The organism is Brevundimonas sp. 1080 (assembly GCF_040545985.1).
Classification (GTDB): Bacteria; Pseudomonadota; Alphaproteobacteria; order Caulobacterales; family Caulobacteraceae; genus Brevundimonas.
Window position 1 is genome coordinate 695,766 of record NZ_JBEPMW010000001.1, and the last position, 19,334, is coordinate 715,099.

The 19,334-nt window shown below is 67.5% G+C and carries 21 protein-coding genes and 1 tRNA gene; 9 read left to right on the top strand and 13 right to left on the bottom strand.

Features of this window, described 5'->3' with window-relative positions; genetic code table 11:
• The first annotated feature begins 27 nt into the window (after positions 1-27).
• From ABIC32_RS03610 to ABIC32_RS03620, 3 genes are read left to right on the top strand one after another with little or no spacing between them, the layout of a single operon-like run.
• Positions 28-615 (top strand): biliverdin-producing heme oxygenase, encoded by a 588-nt coding sequence (locus ABIC32_RS03610; RefSeq protein WP_354072379.1) that lies wholly within the window; start codon positions 28-30, stop codon positions 613-615.
• Positions 612-2,786, top strand: a complete 2,175-nt coding sequence (locus ABIC32_RS03615) for a histidine kinase dimerization/phosphoacceptor domain -containing protein (RefSeq protein WP_354072381.1) — start codon at positions 612-614, stop codon at positions 2,784-2,786. Before ABIC32_RS03610 ends, ABIC32_RS03615 begins: the two co-directional genes overlap by 4 nt.
• A gap of 57 nt (positions 2,787-2,843) precedes the next feature.
• A complete protein-coding gene (locus ABIC32_RS03620) occupies positions 2,844-3,773 on the top strand; it encodes a DMT family transporter (RefSeq protein ID WP_354072383.1) in 930 nt (309 codons plus the stop codon).
• A gap of 82 nt (positions 3,774-3,855) precedes the next feature.
• On the opposite strand, the gene ABIC32_RS03625 is transcribed toward ABIC32_RS03620, so the two are convergent.
• Entirely contained in the window at positions 3,856-4,059 is a 204-nt protein-coding gene (locus ABIC32_RS03625) for a cold-shock protein (protein WP_017505920.1), read from the bottom strand.
• A gap of 196 nt (positions 4,060-4,255) precedes the next feature.
• Positions 4,256-5,017, bottom strand: coding sequence for an extensin-like domain-containing protein (locus ABIC32_RS03630; protein WP_354072385.1), 762 nt, complete (start codon positions 5,015-5,017; stop codon positions 4,256-4,258).
• Positions 5,018-5,119: 102 nt separating this feature from the next.
• Between ABIC32_RS03630 and ppk2 the strand changes: the two genes are divergently transcribed.
• Positions 5,120-5,869, top strand: a complete 750-nt coding sequence (gene ppk2, locus ABIC32_RS03635; protein WP_354072387.1) for a polyphosphate kinase 2 — start codon at positions 5,120-5,122, stop codon at positions 5,867-5,869.
• Between the two features lie 7 nt (positions 5,870-5,876).
• On the opposite strand, the gene ABIC32_RS03640 is transcribed toward ppk2, so the two are convergent.
• From ABIC32_RS03640 to tsaD, 3 genes are read right to left on the bottom strand one after another with little or no spacing between them, the layout of a single operon-like run.
• The gene (locus ABIC32_RS03640) at positions 5,877-6,260 is read right to left on the bottom strand and encodes a Rieske (2Fe-2S) protein (protein WP_055753900.1); all 384 of its coding nucleotides are present in this window, start codon (positions 6,258-6,260) and stop codon (positions 5,877-5,879) included.
• Positions 6,253-7,251, bottom strand: coding sequence for an NAD(P)H-dependent glycerol-3-phosphate dehydrogenase (locus ABIC32_RS03645; RefSeq protein ID WP_354072389.1), 999 nt, complete (start codon positions 7,249-7,251; stop codon positions 6,253-6,255). Before ABIC32_RS03645 ends, ABIC32_RS03640 begins: the two co-directional genes overlap by 8 nt.
• A gap of 26 nt (positions 7,252-7,277) precedes the next feature.
• Complete coding sequence (gene tsaD / locus ABIC32_RS03650; RefSeq protein ID WP_502909309.1) at positions 7,278-8,417, bottom strand: tRNA (adenosine(37)-N6)-threonylcarbamoyltransferase complex transferase subunit TsaD; 1,140 nt, start codon at positions 8,415-8,417, stop codon at positions 7,278-7,280.
• A gap of 46 nt (positions 8,418-8,463) precedes the next feature.
• Here tsaD and hemC point away from each other — a divergent pair, with 46 nt between their 5' ends.
• From hemC to ABIC32_RS03670, 4 genes are all read left to right on the top strand, one after another.
• Positions 8,464-9,429, top strand: a complete 966-nt coding sequence (gene hemC / locus ABIC32_RS03655) for a hydroxymethylbilane synthase (protein WP_354072393.1) — start codon at positions 8,464-8,466, stop codon at positions 9,427-9,429.
• Positions 9,426-10,148 carry a uroporphyrinogen-III synthase gene (locus ABIC32_RS03660; RefSeq protein WP_354072395.1) on the top strand — a complete coding sequence of 241 codons (723 nt, stop codon included), beginning with the start codon at positions 9,426-9,428 and terminating at the stop codon, positions 10,146-10,148. The genes hemC and ABIC32_RS03660 overlap by 4 nt, the downstream gene beginning before the upstream one ends.
• A gap of 40 nt (positions 10,149-10,188) precedes the next feature.
• Positions 10,189-10,264: transfer RNA gene (locus ABIC32_RS03665), tRNA-Thr, on the top strand.
• Positions 10,265-10,435: 171 nt separating this feature from the next.
• Positions 10,436-10,789, top strand: a complete 354-nt coding sequence (locus ABIC32_RS03670) for a helix-turn-helix domain-containing protein (RefSeq protein WP_039246365.1) — start codon at positions 10,436-10,438, stop codon at positions 10,787-10,789.
• Here the strand turns inward: ABIC32_RS03670 and ABIC32_RS03675 are convergent, their stop codons facing one another.
• From ABIC32_RS03675 to ABIC32_RS03690, 4 genes are read right to left on the bottom strand one after another with little or no spacing between them, the layout of a single operon-like run.
• Complete coding sequence (locus ABIC32_RS03675; protein WP_354072397.1) at positions 10,790-11,158, bottom strand: hypothetical protein; 369 nt, start codon at positions 11,156-11,158, stop codon at positions 10,790-10,792. It lies immediately after the preceding gene.
• Positions 11,159-11,163: 5 nt separating this feature from the next.
• A complete protein-coding gene (locus tag ABIC32_RS03680) occupies positions 11,164-11,619 on the bottom strand; it encodes a hypothetical protein (protein WP_055807023.1) in 456 nt (151 codons plus the stop codon).
• 14 nt (positions 11,620-11,633) lie between these two features.
• Positions 11,634-11,972, bottom strand: coding sequence for a hypothetical protein (locus ABIC32_RS03685; protein ID WP_354072399.1), 339 nt, complete (start codon positions 11,970-11,972; stop codon positions 11,634-11,636).
• A gap of 27 nt (positions 11,973-11,999) precedes the next feature.
• Entirely contained in the window at positions 12,000-12,446 is a 447-nt protein-coding gene (locus ABIC32_RS03690; RefSeq protein ID WP_354072401.1) for a helix-turn-helix domain-containing protein, read from the bottom strand.
• Between the two features lie 159 nt (positions 12,447-12,605).
• On the opposite strand from ABIC32_RS03690, the gene metK reads away from it, so the two are divergent.
• Positions 12,606-13,811 carry a methionine adenosyltransferase gene (gene metK / locus ABIC32_RS03695; protein WP_354072403.1) on the top strand — a complete coding sequence of 402 codons (1,206 nt, stop codon included), beginning with the start codon at positions 12,606-12,608 and terminating at the stop codon, positions 13,809-13,811.
• 4 nt (positions 13,812-13,815) lie between these two features.
• On the opposite strand, the gene ABIC32_RS03700 is transcribed toward metK, so the two are convergent.
• From ABIC32_RS03700 to ABIC32_RS03715, 4 genes are all read right to left on the bottom strand, one after another.
• Entirely contained in the window at positions 13,816-15,084 is a 1,269-nt protein-coding gene (locus tag ABIC32_RS03700; RefSeq protein WP_137722504.1) for a pentapeptide repeat-containing protein, read from the bottom strand.
• 52 nt (positions 15,085-15,136) lie between these two features.
• Positions 15,137-15,766, bottom strand: coding sequence for a bifunctional diaminohydroxyphosphoribosylaminopyrimidine deaminase/5-amino-6-(5-phosphoribosylamino)uracil reductase RibD (locus tag ABIC32_RS03705; RefSeq protein WP_354072405.1), 630 nt, complete (start codon positions 15,764-15,766; stop codon positions 15,137-15,139).
• Positions 15,763-16,476 (bottom strand): 2,3-diphosphoglycerate-dependent phosphoglycerate mutase, encoded by a 714-nt coding sequence (gpmA, locus tag ABIC32_RS03710; RefSeq protein ID WP_354072407.1) that lies wholly within the window; start codon positions 16,474-16,476, stop codon positions 15,763-15,765. Before gpmA ends, ABIC32_RS03705 begins: the two co-directional genes overlap by 4 nt.
• Positions 16,477-16,675: 199 nt before the next feature.
• A complete protein-coding gene (locus ABIC32_RS03715) occupies positions 16,676-19,246 on the bottom strand; it encodes a TonB-dependent receptor plug domain-containing protein (protein WP_354072408.1) in 2,571 nt (856 codons plus the stop codon).
• Positions 19,247-19,334 lie beyond the last annotated feature (88 nt).

A 19,334-nucleotide genomic window follows, 5' to 3' on the forward strand; every position in this document is an offset into this window, starting at 1 on the left:
ACAAGACAGTGTGTTAATCTGAGCCCCATGATCGCTTCCCCTGCCCTTCTCGCTCTTCGGGAAGCCACCGCCTCAGCCCACGAAACCCTGGAAGTCCAGGCCCGGATCGAGCCGCGTCTGTCGGACCCCGCCACGCGGGCGGCGACCGTGGCGGCGTTTTACCGCTTCCATGCCGGACTGGAGCCGCTCAGCCATCCGCTGGCGGCGGCGTTGAACGCTGAACTGGGCGCCGGCTTCGAACCGCGATCACGTGCGAACGGGATCGCCCAGGACCTGACGATACTGGGTCAGCGCATTTCTCCGCCCGCGCGTCCGGCTGCGCCCGCCTCGGCCGGCGAAGCCTTGGGCTGGGTCTATGTGGCCGAAGGGTCGATGCTAGGCGGTCGGATCATTCGACGCCGGCTGGCCGCCGAGGGTCGCGATCTGGACGGCCTCGGCTTTCTGGATCCCTATGGCGAAGAAACCGGCGCACGCTGGCGCGCCTTCGTGGACCTGCTGGACCGGGCCTGCCTTGGCGGCCTTGTCACGATCGATCAGGTGGTGAAGGGCGGCGTCGACGGTTTCGCCTTCGCCCACCGCACCTTGCAACCCCAGCCGCAGGAGGCCGCGGCATGACCGAGACGCTCGACCTGGCCGACGCCGCGCTGAATGAGTGCGACCGCGAGCCGATCCACATCCCTCAATCGATCCAGCCGCACGGCTTCATGCTGGTGCTGGATCTGCAATCCCTGACCCTCCGCCAGGGGGCGGGCGCGATCGAGGAGCTGACGGGCCGTAAGGTTTGGATCGACCGCACCGTCGCCGACGTGTTGGGCGATGTCGCCGACCGGGCCGTGCGCGCCATGGCCGCGCATCAGGAGGCCGGCTTCGCCTGTCGCTGGCGCGCGACCAATCGTCTGGAATACGACGTCGTGGTGCATCGTGCGCCGGGGACGACTTCCGGCACGATCAATGATCTGATGATCATCGAGGTCGAGCAGAGCTCGCAGCAGGCCCGGCTCGGCGTCGATCTGATCGCCAACCTGGACGCCGCCGGCGCCGCGCTGGAACGGGCGGTGACGATCCAGACGGTGTGCGAGCGGGCGGCGGACGCCTTCCGTCGCCTGACCGGTTTCGACCGGGTGATGATCTATCGCTTCCAGGACGACGAGGCGGGTCAGGTCGTGGCCGAAAGCCGCGCCGATGGGTCCGGCTCCTTCCTGAACCACCATTTCCCCGCTACCGACATCCCGCAGCAGGCGCGCGCCCTTTATCTGCGCAACCCGGTGCGGGTCATTCCCGACAGCCGCTATACGCCCCAGCCCCTGCGCCCCATCGCGCCCGGCGAGGCGCCGCTGGACATGAGCGACAGCAGCCTGCGCTCGGTCTCCCCGATCCATCTGCAATATCTGCGCAACATGGACGTTCGCGCCTCGGCGTCCGTGTCGATCATCGTCGATGACGCCCTGTGGGGGCTGGTGGCCTGCCACAACGCCTCGCCCAAACTGCTGCCCTATGAGTTGCGCGTGGGCTGCACGGCTCTGGCGCGCAATCTAGCGCGACAGTTGAAGTCCAAGACGGACGCCGACCTCTATCGCGAGCGCACGCGCCTGCGTCGGATGGAGGACGAACTGCTGTCGCGGCTGTCGCCGGACCGCCCGATGCGAGAAGCGCTGGGCGAAAAGGCCGATGCCCTGATGCAACTGACCAGCGCGGATGGTCTGGCCATCGTCAGCGACGGCGATGTGCAGATTTTCGGCCATACGCCGCCCGAAAACGGGGTGCGCGCCATCGCCGCCTGGGTCGCGGGACGCCCGGGGCTGCGTCCGGTCTCATCGCATCACCTGGCCTCGGTTCTGCCGGCCGCAGAGGCGTGGAAGACGCACGCCAGCGGCCTATTGGCCGTCACCCTGCCCCTGGATCAGCCGGTGTCGCTGCTGTGGTTCCGCTCGGAGGTGCTGGAAACGGTGCGTTGGGCCGGCAATCCCGCAACGGCGGAGAAGACTGGCCCCAACGCCATTCTGACGCCCCGCGCCTCGTTCGAAAGCTGGTCGGACACCGTCTCGGGCCGCGCGCACCGCTGGGGCCCCGCCGCCGTGGAATCCGCCGCTCGGCTGAGAGACGCGCTGGCCGACTACGCCGCGGTCCATCAGATCCGACGGCTGAACCGATCGCTGCAGGACCGCCTGTCCGAGCGCGACTTGCGGCTGGAGCAGCAGCAGTATCTGATCCGCGAGGTGAACCACCGGGTTCAGAACAGCCTGACGCTGGTGTCCAGCTTCCTGGGCCTTCAGGCACGAGAACAGGCGGGTGGGTCGGCCGCAATGGCGCTGAACGAGGCGCGACGTCGCGTGCGCGCCGTCTCTGCGGTCCACAGTCGGCTGTATCTGAGCGATCAGGTCACGACTATCGACATGAGCCGCTATATCGGCGAGCTGATCGGCGATCTGGGCTCCAGCATGGGGCCCGATTGGGCCGCCGCCATCGAAACCGATCTGGACCCCGTCTGCATCGAGCCAGGGCGCGCCATCACCATCGGCCTGATCCTGACCGAACTGATCATCAACGCTCAGAAGTACGCCTATGGCGGCAAGCCTGGTCCGCTGCGGATCGCCTTCCAGGAAGACGGCGCCTTCTTCCGCATGACGGTGGAGGACGAGGGCGCCGGCGGGCATCTGGCCGGCAAGGGGTTCGGCTCGATGATGATCAAGAGCCTGGTCGGTCAGCTGGACGGGACGATCGACTACCGCGACCGCGCGCCGGGCCTCAGCGTCGTGTTGCGGTCGCGGATCGACCCGCTCGTTTAAGGCGCGGCCTGACGGCACCTGTGGCGTCAGGTCGCAGGGCGCCGTAAGAGCCGGGCCATGTCCGCCATGGCCTTTCGTCCCTCCTCGCGCGCCTTTGCGCTGATCGTTCTGCTGATCGCGGCCAGCGTGCTGGGCCTGGCGCCTATTCTGGTGCGGTTGACCGAGACGGGACCGGCGGCGGCGGGGTTCTGGCGGTTCCTGTTCGCCCTGCCCCTGCTGACGATCCTGGCGGCGCGCGAGCCGGGCGGCGTCGGCGCGCCGTCGAAATGGGCGCTGCTGGCGGGCCTGTTCTTCGCCCTGGACCTCAGCTTCTGGCACTACGGCATCGTCATGACCTCGGTCGCCAACGCCACGGTGCTGTGCAACCTGACGCCGGTTGTCGTGACCCTGTTCGGCTGGTTCGTGCTGAAGGAGCGGCCGCACCGGCTGTTCATCCTGGCCCTGGCCCTGGCCATGGGCGGCGCCTTCGCCATGGCGGCGGGCGCTGATGGCGGCCAAGGGACCAATCCCATGCTGGGCGACCTGTTCTCCCTGTCGGTGGCGATCTGGTATTCGGGCTATTTCCTGGCCGTGCAGGCGGCGCGGCGCACGGCCGGCGCGATGCGGGTGACCTTCTGGGCGACCCTGCTGGGCGCGCCCCTGCTGCTGATCGTCGCCCTGGCGCTGGGCGAGGCTGTCATCCCCGCCGGGCGGGCCGGCTGGGCCGCCTGCGTCGCCATGGGCGTGATGCACGTCTTCGGACAAGGCGGCGTGGCCTGGGCGCTGGGCAAACTGCCCGCCTCGGTCACGGCCGTGACCATCCTGATCCAGCCTGTTGTCGCGGGCCTGCTGGGCTGGTGGATCTTCGGCGAGACCCTGACGCCGGTTCAGGCCCTGGGCGGCGCCCTGGTGCTGGGCGCCATCGTCCTGGCGCAGCGGTCGCAACGCGCCAAGACCGCCCACGCCGCCGAGCCCCAGCCGCAGGACGCATCGAACGGGCCCAAGTAGCGCGAAGCGCGATAGCTCAAAAAGAAAACGGGCGCGGGAGAAACTCCCGCGCCCGCCTCTAAGCCTTGAAGGCTGGATCGACTTAAAGAACCTTGAGGTCGATCGCCGAAGTCTTGCCGCGCTGGTTTTCCAGCTCGTATTCGACCTTGGCGTTCTCATCGAGGCCCTGAAGTCCGGCCTTTTGAACGGCGGTGACGTGAACGAACACGTCGGAGCCGCCGCTATCGGGCTGGATGAAGCCGTAGCCCTTGGTGGGGTTGAACCACTTGACCGTGCCGGTCGCCATGTCTGCGTCTCCGTAAACGCGCTTTTCCAGGCGGATCCCCCTCGAGGTGACCCGACAATCCATCTGGACAGCTCGTTCAGGCGAAGGAGCGAAACGCGGGTTTGGACCCCACGCGAAATCCGGACTGCAGCGATGTTGTCACCCGGCTTTTCCAGACGGTCAACAGCAAAGCGAGTCGCACCGGACGCATTCAGGCTTAACGACAGAGGCCCCGCGCGGCCCCGTCGATGTGCAGATGGTTGGCGTGGGCGGCGTTGTAGTCGGGCGTCAACACCGTCGAGAACAGCTGGCAGGCCCCGTCGCGCAAGGCGTGCAGGAAGCGGCCGCCCGGCTCGCCCGCCGGCCCGTCGCCGAGCCAATCGTTTAGAACGCTGACGGTCCGACCGTCCTTCAAGGTCACCGCTGCGACATCCAGCGCATTGGCCTTGGCATGTTCGCTGGGCCGCTCGGTCTCGTCCTGCGAGCCGTAGATGCGGCGGCACGAATAGGTGCCGTAATTCTCCACCCGCGCGGGCGCCGAGCCCAGAATGTCGCGCGAGGCCGGGCGCAGCACCTGTCGATCCCAGATAACGTAGCGGACCGCCAGCGGGCACTGCATGACGACATCGGCCGGCGCCAGCGGCGTCACCTCGCCGCCCGTGATCCGCACCGCCCCGCGCACCACGCAGAAGCCGCCATCGTCGCGGTCCGGCGCGCGTTCGACCTGAACCCCTGCATTGCGCAGCGCCTGCATACAGGCCTCGGTCGCGCCTTCGACGGCTTCGGGCGTGGCGGCGGTCGGCACATCGAAGGCGGCGACCTTTGCGGTGGTCGCGCGGCCCAGCGGACGATTCAGATCCAGCGGCTTCCACGGCAGGTCCTGGGGCGGAGCGAAGGCGTTCAACAACGCAAAGCCGGCGCAGACCAGTAGCGCCAGCTCCCACACCAGATTCCACATGTCCGCCAGATCGCGCTTCATTCGGCCCCTCGGAGGCCGGACGGGCCCGGCGCCTTAACGCCCAGCTTCGCAGTCGGCTCCCTCGCCCTTGCTCTCTGCGAGCCCTCGGCCCACTCTCTTGCTATGGGAAAGAAATCCGACGCCTATGACGCCGAGCTGGAGCAAATCCAGCTGGCCATCGTCCAGACCCAGGCCTGGAGCATCGAGCATGGCTCGCGCGTGGTCATCGTGCTGGAGGGGCGCGACACCGCCGGCAAGGACGGCGCGATCAAGCGCCTGACCGAACATATGTCGCCGCGACAGACCCGCGTCATCGCCCTGCCCAAACCCAGCGACCGCGAAACCGGCCAGTGGTATTTCCAGCGCTATGTCCCGCACCTGCCGGCGGCGGGCGAGACGGTGATCTTCAACCGGTCCTGGTACAACCGCGCCGGGGTCGAGCCGGTCATGGGCTATTGCACGCCCGAGCAGTACGCCCAGTTCATGACCGACGCCCCGCGCTTCGAGCGGATGCTGACCGACGACGGGATCATCCTGATCAAGATCTGGCTGGATATCTCGCGCAAGGAGCAGGCCAAGCGGCTGAAGGAACGCCGCGAGGATCCGTTGAAGAAGTTCAAGCTGTCGTCGCTGGACGCCGAGGCCGAGGCGCGGTTCGACGCCTATTCCGACGCTCGCGACCGGATGCTGGACGAGACCGACCGCGACTATGCGCCCTGGACGGTCGTCGCCACCGACGACAAGAAAACGGCGCGATTGAACATCGGCCGCTACATCCTGTCGGTGTTGAGCCACACGAGCATCGACATCAAGAAGCCGGATCCCGACGTCGTGTTCAGCGCCGGAAAGGCCAAGGGCAGACTGGCGCGCTAAAGGCGCCTCAGGCCGTTCTGACGATCCCGCCAGAGGCCGCCACCGGCCAAGGTGTCAGCCGCCCGCCCGCACAGGGACCGCCCTTGCATTCCCCGGTCAGCGGCTCGAACACCGCCCCGTGCCAGCCGCACAGGATCAGCGCGCCGTCCGGCGTCAGATAGCGGTCGATCTCCATCGCGATCGGAAAGCCGGCGTGCGGGCAGCGATCGACCCAGCCCGCGACCTGACCGTCCTTCCTGACCACGAAGCCGTGGAAGAAGGCCTCGCCGATCTGCAGCACGAAGCCGCGCGAGCCGGGGTCGGCGATGTCGCCCTCGGCGCACAGGGCCACGCCGGGCGGCGTCTTCCAGACCCGTTTGCGCTCGGCCGGCGCCTCGGCCGCTTCAGACACGTTCGGCCTTCAGCGGGCGCGATAGCAGGCCGTCGATCAGACCATCGACATCGATCTCGCCGGCCAGCAGGGCGGCGACGCCTTCGGAGATCGGGATTTCCACGCCCAGACGCGCGGCCAGTTCGCGAACCGCCGGCGCGCTTTCATAGCCTTCCGCCACCGACCGTTTGCCGGCCAGGGCCTGTTCGACCGTCTGTCCCTGACCCAGGGCCAGACCCAGGCTCATGTTGCGCGACTGGGGGCTGGAGCAGGTCAGGACGAGGTCGCCCAGGCCGCACAGGCCCGCCACCGTCTCCGCCTGCCCCCCCATGGCGACGGCGAGGCGAGTCATTTCCGCAAAGCCGCGCGTGATCAAGGCAGCGTGGGCGCTGCGGCCCAACTGGCGCCCCTCGGAGATGCCGCAGGCGATGGCCAGGACGTTCTTCAGCGCGCCACCCGCCTCGGCGCCCACCAGATCGGTCGCCAGATAAGGTCGGAAGCCCGGCGCCGACAGGGTGTTCAGCAAGGCCTCGCCCAGCCCCTGATCGGCGCAGGCCAGGGTCACGGCGGTCGGCAGGCCGCGCGACACCTCGCCCGCGAAACTGGGACCGGACAGGACGGCGGCGGGGGCGTCCGGCAGGGTCTCGGCCAGCACCTCGGTCATCAGCTTCATCGTGCCGCGCTCGACGCCCTTGGAGCACAGCACCACCGGCACGCCGGCGCGATAGTGGGGCGCAAAGGCCGTCAGCGTCGCGCGCATGTGCTGGGCCGGCGGCACGGCCAGGATCACGTCGCAGTCGGCCAGATCGGCCAGATCGGCGGTGAATTTCAGGTCGTCGGCCAGAGGCACGCCGGGCAGATAGAGGTCGTTGGCCCGCGTCGCCCGCAGCGTCTCGACCAACTGCTGTTCGCGCGCCTGCAAGGTCGTGTCCAGACCGGCCCGAACGCACACCTGCGCCAGAGCCGTGCCCCAGGCGCCCGCGCCGATGACCCCTACCGTGCGGAATTCCATACGCCCTCCCGAGGCTTGCTTATCGTTCACGCCTTGGCGCCCTTGCGGCCCGGCTTGTGCGAAGGATCGGACAGGGCGCGCGCTTCGTCCAGCGGCCATCGCGGCCGGGCGACGACGTCGATGTCGCTGGTCAGCCCAAGCGCCAGCCGTTCCGCCCCGGCCAGGGCGATCATCGCGGCATTGTCCGTGCAATAGGCCATGGGCGGCGCCAGGAAGTCGAAGCCGTGTTTCGCCGCCGTCGCCTGCAAGGTCGCGCGGATGGTCTTGTTGGCCGCAACGCCGCCCGCGACGACGAAGAGCCGATGCTCATGGGTTTCGGCATAGGCCGCCAGCGCCCGTTCCGACCGATCCGACAACTGGCGCGCGATGGCGTTCTGCACCGCATCCGCCAGATCCGCCTTATCCTGTTCGGTTTCGCAGGTCTGGGCGATACGGAAGGCCGCCGTCTTCAGGCCCGAGAAGGAGAAGTCGCAATCCTTGCGGCCCAAGAGGGCGCGCGGCAGATCGATCTTCGACCCGTCGCCCTGCATGGCCAATCGTTCCAACGCCGGTCCGCCCGGATAACCTAGCCCCAAGGCCTTGGCGATCTTGTCGAAGGCCTCGCCGGCCGCGTCGTCGATGGTGGCCCCGATCCGGCTCATGTCGCCGACGCCGCGCACCTCCAGAAGCTGGCAGTGGCCGCCCGACACCAGCAGCAGCAGGAAGGGATAGGCTACCTCCGCCCCCAGCCGGGCCGACACCGCATGCCCCTCAAGATGGTTGACCGCCACCAGCGGCAGGCCGCGCGCCAGCGCCGCCGCCTTGCCGAAGCTGAGCCCCACCATGACCCCGCCGACCAGACCCGGCCCGGCGGTCGCCGCGATCCCGTCCAGCCCGTCGTAGCCCATATCGGCCTCGGCCATCGCGCGGCGCGTGACCTCAGCGATCATTTCGACATGGCTGCGCGCCGCGATCTCGGGCACCACGCCGCCATAGGCCGCATGGTCGTCGATCTGGCTGTGAACGACCGAGGACAACACCTCCGCCCGACCGCTCGTCAGGCGCACGACCGAGGCGGCGGTCTCATCGCAACTGGTCTCCAGGCCCAGCACCGTCAGCGGACCGGGACGAGGGAGGACATCCCGTCCAGTTGCTGACTTGGCGCCGCTGCTATAGTCGGCGGACATCTCCATCGGGTCGAGGTAGCGACCCGGCGACCGGTGCGCAACGCTCATGACCTTTCCTCTCCGCATCGGCACCCGGCGCTCCAAGCTGGCGCTCGCCCAATCCGGCATGATGCAGCGCGCCATCGGCCGCGCCCTGAACGTGCCCGAGGCCGAAGTCGAGACGGCCGTTCCCCTGGTCGAGATCGTCACCACCGGCGACCGCATCCAGGATCGCCGCCTGCTGGAAGTCGGCGGCAAGGCGCTGTTCACCAAGGAGATCGAGGAGGCCCTGCTGGCCGGCCGGATCGACATCGCCATCCATTCGATGAAGGACGTCCCCGCCGAACAACCCGAAGGCCTATGCATCGCCGCCATCCCCGAACGCGAGGACGCCCGCGACGCCTTTGTCAGCCGCGACTTCGACAGTTTCGACACCCTGCCCTTCAGCGCGCGCCTGGGCACCGCCAGCCTGCGTCGCCAGGCCCAGGCGCTTGCCCTGCGGCCGGACCTGAAGGTCGAGATGCTGCGCGGAAACATCGACACCCGCCTGCGCCGCGCGGCCGAGGGCGATTTCGACGCCATACTTCTGGCCGTCTCGGGCATGACGCGCCTGGGCGTCACCGACCATATCCGCGAGAAACTGTCGCTGGACGCCTTCCTGCCGGCGCCGGGCCAAGGCGCCCTGGCCATCCAGACCCGCGCCGCCGACATCGACGCGCCCCTAAACGCCCAATGGGTCGCCGCCCTGAACCACCCCGAGACCGCCCTGTGCATCGCCGCCGAGCGCGGCGCCATGACGGCGCTGGAGGGGTCGTGCCGCACCGCCGTCGGCGCCTATGCCCGCATCGACAACGACACGCTACATCTGACCACCGAAATGCTCAGCCCGGACGGGTCCGCCCGCTGGCGGCGCGTCGGCGATCTTTTCCAACCGACCGAAGCCGACGCGCGCACACTGGGCCAACGCCTGGGCGGCGAGGTCCACGCCTCGGCCGGCGATCAGGAAGTCGATCCCGCGACCCTGGACGGATGAGCCCCCTAGACGAAGAATTTAGGCCCGCCCGCGTCTGGATCACCCGCGCCGAACCGGGCGCCGCGCGCACCGCCGCCCGCCTGCGCGACATGGGGTTCGAGCCGATCGTCGCGCCCCTGCTGGCGATCAAGAATCTGACCCCGCCGGTTCCTGATCTGGCGCCGTTCGCCGCCCTGGCCTTCACCAGCATCAACGGCGTGGCCGCCTTCGCCGCCCTGACGCCCCGCCGCGACCGTCCGGTCTTCGCCGTGGGCGATGCGACCGCCCAAGCCGCCCATGATGCGGGCTTCGCCGATGTCCGCTCCGCCTCCGGCGACCTGCGCGACCTCGCCCGCCTGATCGCCAGCGCCATCGCCAGCGCCGCCGTCCTGGTCCCTCAAGCGGAAACCCCCGCCGGCGATTTCACCGCCGCCCTCACCGCCGCCGGCGCCCGTAACGTGGCGATCCATTCGCTGACAGTCTATCGCGCCATCGAAACCTCAGCCGCGATGCCGTCGCTGTTCGACGCCGTTCTGATCCACTCCCCCCGCGCCGGAAAAGCCCTCGCCAAGCTTCATCACGCCCCCTTGGCCCAGGCCGTCCTCGCCTGCATCTCTCCCGCCGCCGCGGCCCCGCTCGCCGCGCTGGGCCTGACGCCCGTTGTGGCGAGATCGCCCGACGAGACCTCATTGCTCACGATATTGAACACCGCGCTTGGCAAGCGCGATCCGGCCGTATAAAGACCCCGTCTCGCGCGGACAGCTTGTCCGTCGCAACCGGGCCGCTTTAGCTCAGCCGGTAGAGCACATCATTCGTAATGATGGGGTCAGGTGTTCGAGTCACCTAAGCGGCACCACTTCTCCGAGCGCGGTTCGCGCGGGAGGCGGCGTCTGGAGCTCCGAAATATATCCTCAAGGTTGAATCGTCACCTGCAACGCACGTAGCAATCCCTAGCTAAGCAGCTTTGGCTTGACGGGGTCGGTGTTTTGGGGCCATGGCGCCGCATTATCTATGCCCGCAGGCCGACATGAACGACGCAGTTGATCCCGTAGACATCGCCATCGGCGGACGCATCCGCACCCGTCGTGAGGAACTGCGCATCACCCAGGCGCAGTTGGCCGCCGGCGCAGGCGTGACCTTCCAGCAAATCCAGAAGTACGAGCGGGGCGTGAACCGCGTCTCGGCCGCCCGCCTGCTGCAGATCGCCTCGGTGCTGAAATCGACCGGCGCGGCCCTGCTGGGCGAATTGGAAACGGCCGAGGGCGACGAGCTGGCTTTGGCCGCCCCCGGGGTCGCCGAACTGCTGGCGGCTTTCCGCGGCATTAAGGACGCCGCTCAACGCGACGCCCTTCTAACCGTGGCCAAGGGCCTGCGCGGCTGATCAGGCCCTGTTGCTGGCGCTTTTCAGCAACTGCTCGACCTCATCACGATGATCGGCGCCGTCGAGAGCGGCGCCTGCCAACCACGACTGGATGGCGTCCAGCGCGCGCGCATCGCGACCGTCCGAGCGGCCGGCGTCGGACAGGCTCTGGCGAATGATCTCGATCATGCAGACCGCCTCGACGGCCGAGGTCGGGGCGTGATCGAGAAGCGTGGTTTCCGCCGCTTCCATCGGCGCCAGATCCAGTTCGACGAGTAGATTCTCGCCGCTGGCGGACAACGATGACGATCCGACCTGTTTCGCCAGATTGGCCGTTTCCAGCCACGAGCGGAAAAGCGGCATGAAGGCGGGGGGGGGTTGGGTGTTCATGACATTCAGACTTTCTGTAGCGCCCGGATCGATCCGGGCGCTGATTTGGGACGGGCGTAGGGGGCGCACTGGGCCTCCCAGACGCCGAAGAGGGCGAGAAGCAGGAGCTCGAACCAGACGACCATTCGGGTCGATACGATCGACCACAGCAGGGCGTCGGAGCCGGCGATGCCGGCCAGATGGGTCGAAACCGCGATGAGCTGGGCGCCGGCGGCGAGAAGCAGCCACCATCGGTCGTAACGGAGCGCCAGACCGACCAGCAGACAGAACATGGACACCGACAGGATCGCCACCCCCCACCGGAAGTGCCCGATGAACAGGTGATCGACCAATGGCGTGCCCCAGTTGAGGACGACCAGAGCGACCAAGGCGATCCGCTCCGGCATACGACCCTTCCAGAGCAGAAGCGCCATGACACCGTAGGTCAGACCCACCAGAAACAAGGACAGTGGCGACCCCATTCCGATGGCCGCGATCAAGCGGCGACGGCGAGAACCGGTGCGAACCCAGTGGGTTTGACCGTCTTGTCTTCTTGCGCGCCATCCATATGCCAGCCGACCTGATGGTCGTCGGCGACATGGGCCAGTTCGCAGTGACTGGCGATGACGGCGCTACGAACCTCGGCCAGTTGGCTTAGGCCGCGCACCATATTGGCCAGCGCTTCCTGTCCAACCTCGGCCGCCAGACGCGCCTCGACCCGACCTTCCAACGCGGTCTGAACCAAGCGGCTGACCTCGATCATCGCCTGATCGACGGCGTGTTCCGCGGCTCTGACCTGCCGCGCCACGCGGACGCCGACGTGCATGTTCTTCATTGGCTCACCTTCCTTTAAGCCGTTTGGTCAGCGCATTTCAGCGGGAGCAAGCCGGTCGAAAAGGGATGGAACCACCATGCCCGCCGTCACGATCCCGATGGCGAACAGAAGGGCGATGGCGGCCCCGGCGACGATGATCCCCGCTCTCGCCAGAGCGCCCCGAGGAGGCGCAGGCAGAAGCCAGGAAGTCGTTGAGTCGGAAACCGCATCGTCCGACTGTTCGGCCGACGTGGGATCATTGAGCGTATTGGGGCCGGTGTCGGGAATGAGTATCGACGCCTCTGAGTAGCCAATACTCAGTCGCCTGGCCGCCAGTTTGCGGTCCGAAACGCCCAGCTTGGCATAGGCGCGATGCAGGTGATTGCCGACCGTGCGCGGCGAGATACGCAGGCGCGCAGCGATTTCCTTGTCCTCAAGACCCTGGCCGGCCAGGCGGACACATTCGCTCTCTCTCGTCGTCAGGCCTTCTGGCATGGGGACCCCCTTGGGCCTGTTTACCCTAAAATGAGGGGGAGTCAGCCGATATGCTTACGCCGCAAAGCAGTTTCTAGCGGCTGGGCGCTGCGTCAGATCACTTGAACATATAAGCATATCTTTATATGTCTGTCAGTCTGACACTGACAGGAGCCTCTCTTGGCCGCTCGTTCTTCCTTCCTCTTCACCTCGGAAAGCGTTTCCGAAGGCCACCCCGACAAGGTCGCGGACCGCATCTCCGACACGGTCGTGGACGCCTTCCTGGCCAAGGACCCGGAGGCGCGCGTGGCCTGCGAGACCTTGGTGACGACCCAGCGCATCGTGCTGGCCGGCGAGGTCCGCGCCACCCAGCCGGGTAATACCAAAGAAGAGAACGAGGCCTTCACCCAGAGCATCATCGACAGCCTGGAGCCGCTGGTCCGCGCCGCGGTCAAGGACATCGGCTATGAGCAGGACGGCTTCCACTGGGAGACGGCGGACTACTCCTGCTTCCTGCACGCACAATCGGCCGACATCGCCGTCGGCGTCGACTCGACCAATGAGAAGGACGAGGGCGCGGGCGATCAGGGCATCATGTTCGGCTATGCCTCGAACGAGACGCCGGAGCTGATGCCGGCGACCCTGCAGTACAGCCACAACATCCTAAAGCGCCTGGCCGAGGTTCGCCACGCCGGCGGTTCGCAGCTTGAGCCCGACGCCAAGAGCCAGGTCACGATCGAATACAAGGACGGCAAGCCGGTCCGCGCCACCTCGATCGTCCTGTCGACCCAGCACGCCAAGGGGCTGAGCTCCGAGCAGGTCGCCGAGATCGTCAAACCCTATATTCTCGAAGTGCTGCCGGAAGGCTTCACCGACGAGAACACCGTCTGGCACATCAACCCGACCGGCATCTTCGAGATCGGCGGACCGGACGGCGACGCTGGCCTGACCGGCCGCAAGATCATCGTCGACACCTACGGCGGCGCGGCGCCCCACGGCGGCGGCGCCTTCTCGGGCAAGGATCCGACCAAGGTGGACCGTTCGGCCGCCTATGCCTGCCGTTACCTGGCAAAGAACGTCGTCGCCGCCGGCCTGGCCGACCGCTGCACGATCCAGATTTCCTACGCCATCGGCGTGGCCAAGCCCCAGTCGATCCACGTCGATCTGCACGGCACCGGCAAGATTTCCGAAGCCGTTTTGGAAGACAAAATCCTGGACCTGATCGGCGGCGCTACGCCGCGTGCGATCCGCCAGCATCTGCAACTGAACAAGCCGATCTACGCCCGCTCGGCCGCCTACGGCCACTTCGGCCGCGAGCCGGACGCGGACGGCGGTTTCAGCTGGGAAAAGACCGATCTGGTCGATCAGCTCAAATCGCTGGCGTAAGGCTTCAGGCGGCCTGATCGATGGTCAGGCCGCGCACGCCCGCCAGATTGGCGTCGGTGAGGTCGGCCTGACGGGTCTGAGCGCCGTGCAGCGTCGCACGGCCCAGATCGGCGCCGGCCAGAACGGCGCGCTTCAGGTCGGCGCCCGACAGGTCCGCGCCGCGGAGCACGGCGCCTGTCAGATCTGCAGGCATCAGCCGGTCAGCGGCGATCAGAAGCGGCCCCAGTTGCGCCTCGCGCATGTCCGCTCCGTTCAGTCGCGCGCCCCGCAGGCGCGCCCCGCGCAGGTCGGCGCGCCGCAGTTTGGCCGAGCGCAGGTCGGCATTGTCGAGCTGAGCGCCCTGCAACTGCACCCCCTCCATATCCAGGCCGTAGAAGACCGCGCCCTTGGCCGACAGGGCGGTCAGGTTCAGGCCCGTGATCGACTTCAGCGGACGCAGGTCCACGCCGTTGAAGACCGAAGGCTGCCCCTCGGCTCCACCAGTCTCGCACCAGCGCGCATGTTCGCGCAGCATCTCGGCGGCGGGCATCTTTTCCACGGACTCGCAGGACGACTTGTTGTCGGTCAGCGCGCCCTGCATGTCGGCGCCGTCGGCGCGCCACATGGTCGTCTTGCAGCCCACAAGGATGGCGTCGCGCAGGTCCGCGCCCGACAGGTCCGCCCCTGACAGATCGGCGCCGGCGAGGTCGGCCCCGCGGAAATCCGCCTGTTTCAGATTGGCCCGCACCAGCTTGCAGTCCTTCATCACCGCGCCGGAGAAGTCGGCCTTCACGGCGATGACGCCGGCCATCTTGGAGCGTTGAAGATTGGCCCCGGCCAGGCAGGCGCCGCTGGCCTCGGTCTCGTCGCGGTGGCGCGGCTCTATGACCTTGAAGCCCAATCTGGCGTCGGCGGCCGCGATGGTGCCCTCGCGCAGGTCGGCCTCGAACAGATCGGCCCCCGACAGGTCCGCCCCCCGCAGGCAGGCGCCGCGCAGGTCGGAGCGGCGCAGGCTGGCCTCGGCCAGGATCGCATCCTGCATGTCCGCGCCGAAGAAGTTGGCGTTGTCCAGCTTGGCCCCGGTCAGGTCGCAGCCTTCCAGACAGGCGGCGGCGAAATCGGCGTCGGCCAGATTGCGGCCCTTCAGGCTGAGCCCGGACAGGTCCATCCAGGCGAAGACGGCGCGCGCGCCGCCAGGGCGGGCCTGAAACAGCCGATCGTGCCGGGCGCAGATCACGTCCAGCTCCGCCTGCGTCAGGCGCTTTCTCACGAGGGGTTCAGCGGCAAGGGCCATCGGGGCACATTACGCGCCCTGACTTAAGAAACCTTTGAACGGCGAAGCCGCCTCAGACGGTCAGAAGCCCCTGGGCCTGAAGGGCGTCGGCCAGTTCGCCCGGCCCGGTCCACAGGCGCGTGTAGCCCGCTTCGCCCAGACGTTTCAGCTCAGTGACCAGATCGGCCTTGGGCGAGGCGACGAACCGGCCGTCGAAGCCCGAGCCGTCCTCGCTCATGCGCACCATCGGGCGACCGGTTTCCAGTCGGTGCAGGAAGCCTTCGCACAGGGCCGCGCCCTCTTCGCACATCAGGCCGGTTTCCACGGTCAGCCCTTGCGCGCGTAGCCGCTCGGTGCCGCGCCCGGCCGCAAACGGCGACGGGTCCATACAGGCGATCACGACCCGCGCCACGCCCGCCTCGGTCAGAAAGTGGGCGCAGGACTTGCGGCCGGACGACCGGGCGCCGCAGGGTTCGAGCGTGACATAGACGGTCGAGCCCACGACATCCGCGCCGGCGGCGGGCACGGCCTGCTCCTCGGCATGGGGACGACCGCCCGGCGCGGTGGCGGCCTGGGCGATGACCCGGCCGTCCTTGACGATGACGCAACCGACCGCCGGGTTGGGCCAGGTCTCGCCCATGCGGCCGGTCGCCAAGGCGATCGCCTGGGCCATGAAGGCCTGGTCGGCTTCGCTCCAGCTCATGATGCGGTCGGCAATGTCTCGGCGCGAGCGGCGTCGAGGTAGCGGGCTGCGGTCGGCTTCAGATTCGCGTCGAGATCGATCTCCAGCGGATTGCCCGTGGGGATTTCGACGCCGACGATCTGGTCGTCCGGCACGCCGAACAGCAGTTTGACGATGGCGCGCAGGGAGTTGCCGTGGGCAGCGATCAGCACGTCCTCGCCCGCCTTCAGGCGCGGCGCAATCTCGGCGTCCCAATAGGGCTTCACCCGGTCCAGCGTGGTCTTCAGGCTTTCGGTGTCGGGAATGGCCTTGCCGGCGTAGCGGGGGTCGGCGTTGAAATCGAACTCGCCGCCAGGCGCCAGCGGGGGCGGCGGCACATCGTAGCTGCGCCGCCAGATCCTGACCTGGTCCTCGCCGTGCTTCTGGGCCGTCTCGGCCTTGTTCAGGCCCGTCAGACCGCCGTAGTGGCGCTCGTTCAGCCGCCAGTCCTCGATCACCGGCACATCGGTCAGGCCCGCCGACTGCAACGCCAGGGCGCCGGTGCGCTGGGCGCGCGTCAGGACCGAGGTGAACATCACCGCCGGCTTGAATCCGGCCTCGGCGATCAGTTCGCCGCCGCGACGCGCCTGGGCCTCGCCCTCCGCCGTCAGATCGACATCGACCCAGCCGGTGAAACGGTTCTCGAGGTTCCACTGGCTCTGGCCGTGGCGGAGCAGGATCAGGCGCGGCATTCGGTCGGTCCTTCGAAATACGGCCTTTCGGGGTAGGACGCCCTCCGAAGACGGTCAAGGCTCGCGGGCCTCGCCATTGCTTGTGGCGACGCGCACGCCGGGGTAACGGTCGGATCGATGTCCGACCGTCTTTTCTTTCCTCTGGCGCTCGCCGCCGCCGTCGTGATGATCGCCCTGGCGACCGTCTGGCCCTGATCCTTTAGAAGAGAATCTTGCGCAGATTGATGCGGAAGACGCGCCCCTGCGGGTCCAGATAGTCGCGCTGATAGTTGACCGGTGTCTGACCGTCGCTGCTGGTCACCGAGACACGGTCGTCAAAGATGTTCTGAACGCCGAAACCGATCCGCGTGCCCTTCAGGAACGGGAAGCGCTCGATCCATGAGGTGCGTTGGGTCAGGTCGGCGAAGGCGAACAGATTGACCGTGGTCCGCCCCGAGAAGTCCAGATCGGGCGAACCCAGCGCGTCGCCATTGACCGTCGTGCCCGAGCGCCAGTTGGCGTTGACGAAGGCGCCCACGCCGTTTCTGGAAAGCCCGGTCTGCAGTTGGACCTCATGGCGCGACTGACCGCCCGAGCCGGAGATGGAATCGCCGTCCAGCAGATCCAGCGGCGCCAGACCGTCGCGAATGGTGACCTCGTCCTGGACACGCCAGGTGTGGGTCAGCGACAGGTTGAAGATGCCTTGGCCGGGCTGCATTCCCGATCCCCGCCCGCCGCGCATCCGCCCGCCGCCGCCGGGTCCGCCAGGGCCGCCCGGTCCGCCCATCATCATCATTCCGCCGCCGCCCGGGCCGCCACCAGGACCGCCGCGTCCGCCCGGACCACGACCGCCCGCCGCCGCCGGGTTCGGCTTGCCGAACGGGCGCGAGAAGTTGAAACCCCACTGTACGTCCTGCTGCTCGCGCTTGAAGAAGTTCAGCGGACGGGCATCGATGGACACCAGATTGCCGTCCGCATCGCGAACGAACCGATCCGGTAGGGCTGCTTCCAGATCGGGCGTGATGGCCGGGAAGCTGGAGATTTCGTTGTCCGCCTCGGTGCGGGTGTAGGCCAGGTTCAGGCGGAAATCCTTGTCCGACACCGGTTGCCAGTTCATGCCCAGCTTCAGGATGCGCCGATCCTCGGCCTGCAGATTGGGATCGCCGCCGGTGATGCGGTTGATCTCGACGGTCTGGCCGGTCCGGAAGTCGAAGACCGGCGTATTCGGCGTCGATACTGTCGGGTCGTTTAGCTGCTGGACCGTCGGAGCCTTGCCCTCGTCGGAATAGTTGGCCGAAAACGACAGCCGCTCGACCGGCGACCAGTTCAGCCCTGCCCCGACCGAGGACACGCCGCCGAAGTCGGACAGCTCCTGATAGGCCAGGTTCAGATTGGCCGACAGGTCGCCGATCTTGGGCAGGACGCCGCGCTCGACGTTGGAGATCGGCAGATCGAAGTTGGCCTGGACGCTGCCCGAGTTGCGCGACTGCGACCGATCCACGGCGACACTTGAACCCAGGCTCTCGGAGAAACGCAGGCTCTCGGAATCCAGCGATTGATAACCAGCCCCGACCTTGAAGGTCGAGGTGATGTCGCCGGCCGGCAGTTCATAGGGACGCCCGTTCAACACCAGTTCCGCCGTCGCCGTCTGGGCCACGGAGTTGGCAGTGTCGCGCGGATTGACGATGGCCCGGTCGGTCAGGTCGCCGAACGGATTGACGGTCAGATCGCCTGCGATCAGGGCCCGCAACGCCGTCGCGTTCACACCTCGTCCCGTCGTGGTGTCGGTCTCGACGCGGCTGTATTCCCCCGTCGCCGTCCAGCGCCAGTCGCCGACATAGCCGTCGAACACCGTGCCTAGTTCGGCCGTGCGGGTGTCGGTCTTGCGCGTCAGGGCGCCGGGCAGGTCCAGATAGCTGAACAGATTGACGTCCTGACCGGTCGGCGAAAACGGATTGGTCCCCGGCACGGTCAGCTGAACATTGGGCAGCCCTTGGTAGCTGAAGCTGTTTAAGTCCTCCACGCTGCCGCTCAGCGTCATGCCGACCTTGTCGTTCAGGTCGTGCTTGTAGGTCCCCGACACCGAAAGCTCGTCTGTCTTGGGCAATAGGGTGCGATAGGCGCTAGCCAGTTCGCTTTCGCCGCCGGCCGTCGTGCTGCGATCGATGTCGCGCTCGGTCTCGAACAGGGTGTTGGAGGTCGTGCCGTTGATATCGACAGACCAGCGGTCCGAGCCGGCGATGCGCAGGACATTGTTCTCGCTGGCGGTGGTCGTGCGACCGCCCTGCTCCGGCCGGCTGACGTTGACCGAGGCGGTCAGGGACTTGAAGTCCGCCTTCAGCACGATGTTCACTACCCGCTGATTGGCGCTGTAGCCATAGGACAACGCGGTCTCTTCCGGCAGGACGTCGAAGCGCTCGATAGCCTCGGGCGGAATGCCGCGGATCTCGCGGAAGCCCGAGATACGCCGTCCGTTGACCAAGAAGACCGGAGACCCGCCGCGCGCGCTGCGGGTCTGGGCCTCCAGCAGGGTGATCAGTTCGCCGATGTTGGTCGCGCCGAACGCCTGGATTTGGGCGGTGTCGTAAGAGACGATCGGTTCCTGCCCGCCCAGGGCCACCCCGCGCCGCGCCGCCGTCACTTCCACGTCCGGCAGAACGACCGTCGGCTCCTCCTGCTGGACTTGCGCCTGCGCCTCTACGGGTTGAGCCTCTGTGGTTTGGGCCTGAACAGGCTGGACGACACCGGCGGCGGGGGCCAGCGCAAGCAGGAGAAGCGCGGTCTGGGTCATGGAACGACGATCCGGGAGATGATTTCAGCCCTTGTCAGGACGGGACAAACATGGCCGTAAGACGACACAATTCATGAACAAAGTGAAA

Excerpts from the sequence above, each read along its gene's own strand:
- ABIC32_RS03675 (WP_354072397.1), bottom strand. The coding sequence starts at position 11,158 with ATGAACACCCAACCCCCCCCCGCCTTCATGCCGCTTTTCCGCTCGTGG.
- ppk2 (WP_354072387.1), top strand. The coding sequence starts at position 5,120 with ATGGGAAAGAAATCCGACGCCTATGACGCCGAGCTGGAGCAAATCCAG.
- ABIC32_RS03660 (WP_354072395.1), top strand. The coding sequence starts at position 9,426 with ATGAGCCCCCTAGACGAAGAATTTAGGCCCGCCCGCGTCTGGATCACC.
- ABIC32_RS03625 (WP_017505920.1), bottom strand. The coding sequence starts at position 4,059 with ATGGCGACCGGCACGGTCAAGTGGTTCAACCCCACCAAGGGCTACGGC.
- ABIC32_RS03620 (WP_354072383.1), top strand. The coding sequence starts at position 2,844 with ATGTCCGCCATGGCCTTTCGTCCCTCCTCGCGCGCCTTTGCGCTGATC.
- ABIC32_RS03670 (WP_039246365.1), top strand. The coding sequence starts at position 10,436 with ATGAACGACGCAGTTGATCCCGTAGACATCGCCATCGGCGGACGCATC.
- ABIC32_RS03610 (WP_354072379.1), top strand. The coding sequence starts at position 28 with ATGATCGCTTCCCCTGCCCTTCTCGCTCTTCGGGAAGCCACCGCCTCA.
- ABIC32_RS03705 (WP_354072405.1), bottom strand. The coding sequence starts at position 15,766 with ATGAGCTGGAGCGAAGCCGACCAGGCCTTCATGGCCCAGGCGATCGCC.
- ABIC32_RS03680 (WP_055807023.1), bottom strand. The coding sequence starts at position 11,619 with ATGGGGTCGCCACTGTCCTTGTTTCTGGTGGGTCTGACCTACGGTGTC.
- ABIC32_RS03615 (WP_354072381.1), top strand. The coding sequence starts at position 612 with ATGACCGAGACGCTCGACCTGGCCGACGCCGCGCTGAATGAGTGCGAC.
- gpmA (WP_354072407.1), bottom strand. The coding sequence starts at position 16,476 with ATGCCGCGCCTGATCCTGCTCCGCCACGGCCAGAGCCAGTGGAACCTC.
- ABIC32_RS03700 (WP_137722504.1), bottom strand. The coding sequence starts at position 15,084 with ATGGCCCTTGCCGCTGAACCCCTCGTGAGAAAGCGCCTGACGCAGGCG.
- ABIC32_RS03685 (WP_354072399.1), bottom strand. The coding sequence starts at position 11,972 with ATGAAGAACATGCACGTCGGCGTCCGCGTGGCGCGGCAGGTCAGAGCC.
- ABIC32_RS03645 (WP_354072389.1), bottom strand. The coding sequence starts at position 7,251 with ATGGAATTCCGCACGGTAGGGGTCATCGGCGCGGGCGCCTGGGGCACG.
- ABIC32_RS03690 (WP_354072401.1), bottom strand. The coding sequence starts at position 12,446 with ATGCCAGAAGGCCTGACGACGAGAGAGAGCGAATGTGTCCGCCTGGCC.
- ABIC32_RS03715 (WP_354072408.1), bottom strand. The coding sequence starts at position 19,246 with ATGACCCAGACCGCGCTTCTCCTGCTTGCGCTGGCCCCCGCCGCCGGT.
- tsaD (WP_502909309.1), bottom strand. The coding sequence starts at position 8,417 with ATGTCCGCCGACTATAGCAGCGGCGCCAAGTCAGCAACTGGACGGGAT.
- hemC (WP_354072393.1), top strand. The coding sequence starts at position 8,464 with ATGACCTTTCCTCTCCGCATCGGCACCCGGCGCTCCAAGCTGGCGCTC.
- ABIC32_RS03630 (WP_354072385.1), bottom strand. The coding sequence starts at position 5,017 with ATGAAGCGCGATCTGGCGGACATGTGGAATCTGGTGTGGGAGCTGGCG.